Here is a 1,366-nt window from a genome sequence, read left to right as displayed (position 1 = left end):
TTAATAATTGATAATTTGATTTGAAGATTCAACAAATTCACTTTATAATTTTTGCTAAATTATATATTAGACCTAATTTTAGCTTTCATAATTTGGTTAATTAAAACGTTCAGAGAAAACAGATGAAATATGATTATTTAATTGTGGGAAGTGGTTTATTTGGATCTATTTGTGCTCATGAGTTAAATAAAAAAGGATTTAAAATACTTGTAGTAGAAAAACGAAATCACTTAGCAGGGAATATTTATACTCAGGAAAATAATGGTATTCAAGTTCATAAATATGGTGCTCATATATTCCATACTAATAATAAATTAGTATGGGATTACATCAATCGTTTTGCCGAATTTAATCGTTTTACAAATTCACCTATAGCAAATTATAAAGGTAAATTATTTAATTTGCCCTTTAATATGAATACTTTTTATCAATTATGGGGGGTAAAAACACCAGATGAAGCTTATAGAAAGATTGAAGAGCAAAAAAAAGTATTTCATATTGAAAAACCAAGGAATTTGGAGGAGCAAGCGATATCTTTAATAGGTAAAGACATCTATGAGATATTAATTAAAGGTTATACAGAAAAGCAATGGGGGAGAAAAGCAACTGAGCTTCCTCCATTTATAATTAATCGACTACCAGTGAGATTCACTTTTGATAATAACTATTTCAATGATAAATATCAGGGTATTCCAATCGGCGGGTATACACAGATAATTGTAAAAATGCTAGAAGGTATTGATGTAAAATTGAATACCGATTTATTCGAAAATAAACAAAAATTACTTGATTCAGCTGAGAAAGTCATTTTTACAGGTCCAATAGATGAATTTTATGACTATCAATATGGTGCTTTAGAATACAGATCGCTACTTTTTGAAAATGAAATAATTAATGAACCTAATTATCAGGGTAATGCTGTAGTGAATTATACTGAATATGAAATTCCATATACGCGAATCATTGAGCATAAACATTTCGATTATGTTGAAACAGAACATACTGTAATAACGAGAGAATATCCAAAAGATTGGAAAATTGGTGATGAAGCATATTATCCTATTAATGATGATAAGAATGCTAAATTATATAAAAAATATAAAGAACTTGCAGATAGAGAAACACGTATTCATTTCGGTGGACGACTAGCGGAATATAAATATTATGATATGCATCATGTAATAGATAGTGCTTTAAAATTTATTGATAATTTAAAATTATAAAATTATTGGTGCTTTCCCATTTCGGAGAGCACCAATAATATGCTAGAATTCAATCATTTTTTATTAAAAATTTTATTCCAAGCATCAGATTTAGAACTTTTATCTCTAAATGATATTAATTCTTGTCTCAATTTTTCATTCTG

General features: G+C 27.4%; 1 protein-coding gene. It reads left to right on the top strand.

Translation table 11 applies throughout. The annotated features are described in order from the left end of the window. Nucleotides 1-122: 122 nt before the first annotated feature. The gene (gene glf, locus A9G03_RS01010; RefSeq protein ID WP_065798166.1) at nt 123-1,223 is read left to right on the top strand and encodes a UDP-galactopyranose mutase; all 1,101 of its coding nucleotides are present in this window, start codon (nt 123-125) and stop codon (nt 1,221-1,223) included. Nucleotides 1,224-1,366: the final 143 nt, after the last annotated feature.

Source organism: Gilliamella sp. wkB171 (assembly GCF_001693755.1).
In the GTDB taxonomy this organism is placed as follows: domain Bacteria; phylum Pseudomonadota; class Gammaproteobacteria; order Enterobacterales; family Orbaceae; genus Gilliamella; species Gilliamella apicola_F.
Note: the sequence above shows the minus strand (reverse complement) of the source record. Positions and strands in the feature narration are given on the sequence as shown.